The 2,819-nt window shown below is 65.3% G+C and carries 1 protein-coding gene; it reads right to left on the bottom strand.

Going from position 1 to position 2,819, the window contains the following annotated elements; translation table 11 throughout:
- Window positions 1-123: 123 nt before the first annotated feature.
- The gene (locus tag ABIC21_RS19240) at window positions 124-2,529 is read right to left on the bottom strand and encodes an HAD-IC family P-type ATPase (protein ID WP_354351978.1); all 2,406 of its coding nucleotides are present in this window, start codon (window positions 2,527-2,529) and stop codon (window positions 124-126) included.
- Window positions 2,530-2,819 lie beyond the last annotated feature (290 nt).

The following is a 2,819-nucleotide window of genomic DNA, read 5'->3' as shown; positions in this document are numbered from 1 at the left end:
GGAGGGTGTGGGAGAGTAGGTCACCGCCGGAACATCATTACACGGTCGAGAGCCCCAACCACCAGGTTGGGGCTCTCCCGCATTTAACCCCAAAAAACCACAAAACAAGCCCTCCCACCCCGGTCAGCGGGGGAATTTCCTGCCGTGGATCCAGGCCAGGAGCTCGATAGCGAACCCGCCGCCCAGCGCGGCCGCGCCGGCTGCCCGCAACAAATCCGACGGCGGCCACACGAGGTGGAAGAAGTCCTGGACGAGCGGCAGGTTGATCAGAATCAGGAGACTGGCGCACATCGCGAGTACCACCGCCAGCTTCTTCGCATCGAGCGGACGGGAGACCACCGCGAGAATCCACAACCCCATCACCGAGAGCGCCAGCACTGATGCGGACTGCAGGGTCTCCGGCGCTGCCGCGGGAGCTCCGCCCAACTGCGCGTAGAGGTTCAACCCCAGCAATGAAGCAGTGACGATGAGCCCGGCGGGGACGGCGAAGGACAGTGACCTGCGCAGGAACCCGGGCCGGTAGCGGCGGGTATTGGCCATCAGTGCCAGGAAGAAGGAGGGGATACCGATCGTCAGTCCGTCTGTGAACGACAATTGGCGGGGCAGGAACGGAAACTGCAGGTTGAGTAGACCGAAGCTGAGTGCAATGGCAATCGAATAGGCGGTCTTGCTGAGGAACAGCTTGGACACCCGCTCAACGTTGGCGATCACCCGACGGCCCTCAGCCACCACCCCGGGCAGCCGATCGAAGCGACCATCCAGCAGCACCAGCCGTGCCACTGCCTTAGTGGCAGGCGCGGCTGAGTTCATGGCTATGCCCAGGTCTGCCTCTTTCAACGCCAGCACGTCATTGACGCCGTCTCCGGTCATCGCGACCGTGTGCCCCCGCCGTTGGAGTGCAGCCACCATGTCCTTCTTCTGGTGTGGACTCACCCGGCCGAACACGGTGTTGTTGGCCATCACCTCTTCGAGCAGTCGGGGATTGGCCGGAAGGTTCCGGGCATCGCAACCCTCCCCCACGTCCAGCCCCACGCTCCGGGCAATCGCCGCGACCGTCCGGGGGTCGTCCCCCGAGATGATTTTCAGTTCAACGCCCTCGTCGCGGAAGTAGTCCAGCGTCTGCCGAGCATCGGGGCGGATCTGTTCCCGAAACGTGAGCACAACGACAGGTTCAACAACTGCCGGCAGGGTTGGGTTGTCGGGAGCGATGGTTATGCCGGCGGCGTAGGCCAGCACGACGGTCCGCAGGCCGGATTCGGCGAGCCGGCCGGCCCTGCCCAGGGCGGCGCCCGTTGCCGGTGCCGCGTCTGAGTCGCCGGACCTATCAGTCAGCACTACTTCCGGGGCACCAAGGATCCACGTGCCTGAGCCCATTCCGCCGTTCATGGTCACGGAACTCCACTTCCGGGCCGAAGAGAACGGAACCGAGGCGACCGCCGGGTTGCCGCCGTCGTGCTCAAAAGCCGCTTCAAGGCAGCGCGAAGTCGCGTTTGCCTCCGGATCCGCAGCGAACCAGCCCAAGGCGTGCTCCCAACCGGATTCCGCGGGCTCGGCCAGCTCGTGCACACCGTCAAAGATGATTCGGCCTTCGGTGAGCGTTCCGGTCTTGTCGAGACAGAGGACATCGACGCGGGCCAGGCCCTCTACCGCCGCCAGCTCCTGGATGAGAACCTTGTTCCCGGCCAGCCGGGCCCCACCGACGGCAAAAGCCACGCTCGTGAGCAAGACCAGGCCCAGCGGGATCATGGCGATGACGCTCGCAATCACCCCCACCAGCACGGATGTCCAGGCGCCGCTCGCGATCGCCTGCGCCCAGCCGCCCCTGGACTGCATCTCGCCGTTGGCAACGATGAGGGCGACGGGCAGCAGCGCCCAGCTGAGCCAGCCGAGGATCCGGTTGAGGCTGTTGCGGATTTCAGAGTTGACCAGCGAGAACCGCTTCGCGTCGGCGGCGATCCTGCTGGAGAAGGAGTCAGCGCCCACCCGGATCACCCGGGCCGTGCCCCGGCCTGCAACAACGATCGATCCAGAGAGGACTTCGGTCCCCGCGTCCTTGTCCACCGGGTCCGATTCCCCGGTCAGGAGGGATTCGTCGGTTTCCAACCCGCCGCTCTCGAGGATAGAGGCATCGGCCGCGACCTGGTCGCCGGCCCGCAGGACCAGAACATCGTCCAGCACGACGTCGGCGGTCGGGATCTCCTGCACGAACCCGTCACGCAGGACTCGGGCAAGCGGGGCCTCGAGGACCGTGAGGCGGTCCAGGGACTGCTTGGCGCGGTACTCCTGTACAACGCCTATGACGGCGTTGCCGACGGCTGCCAGCCCGAAGAGGGCGTCCTGCCAGCTGCCCAGCAGCAGCAGGACGACAAAACTCGTCCCCACGATCGCGTTGAACAGAGTCAGCACATTGGCACGGACGATCTCCCAAAGGCTGCGGCTGGTTGTGTCCGGTACACGGTTGGCAAGGCCATGCCTCATCCGGGAGGAGACTTCGCCCCCGGACAGGCCGGCGGCGGCCGGTCCGGACACTCGCCGGTGGAGGAAGTCTGGGCCGTGGCGCCGGCGTTCTGCCATCACCCCCTGATCGTAACGGGAGAGACCTCGGAATACAGGTGATGCACCCCACAGGAATGGTTTCCTGGCCTATGGTGAGCTGAGCGGCTCAGGTTGGCTTGGTTTCGGTGTGGTGGCGGGGTTTTTGGGGGTGTGGGGGTGGTGTGTTGGCCGATTTGTGTGTGGTCGTGGTGGCGTGTAAAGTAATTCGAGTCGCCGCCGCTGATGCGGAGAGATTGCGACCGACCCCCTGATGAACAGCCTGG

This window comes from Pseudarthrobacter sp. PvP090 (assembly GCF_040547365.1).
Lineage (GTDB): Bacteria > Actinomycetota > Actinomycetes > Actinomycetales > Micrococcaceae > Arthrobacter.
This window is presented reverse-complemented; position numbering and strand designations above follow the sequence as displayed.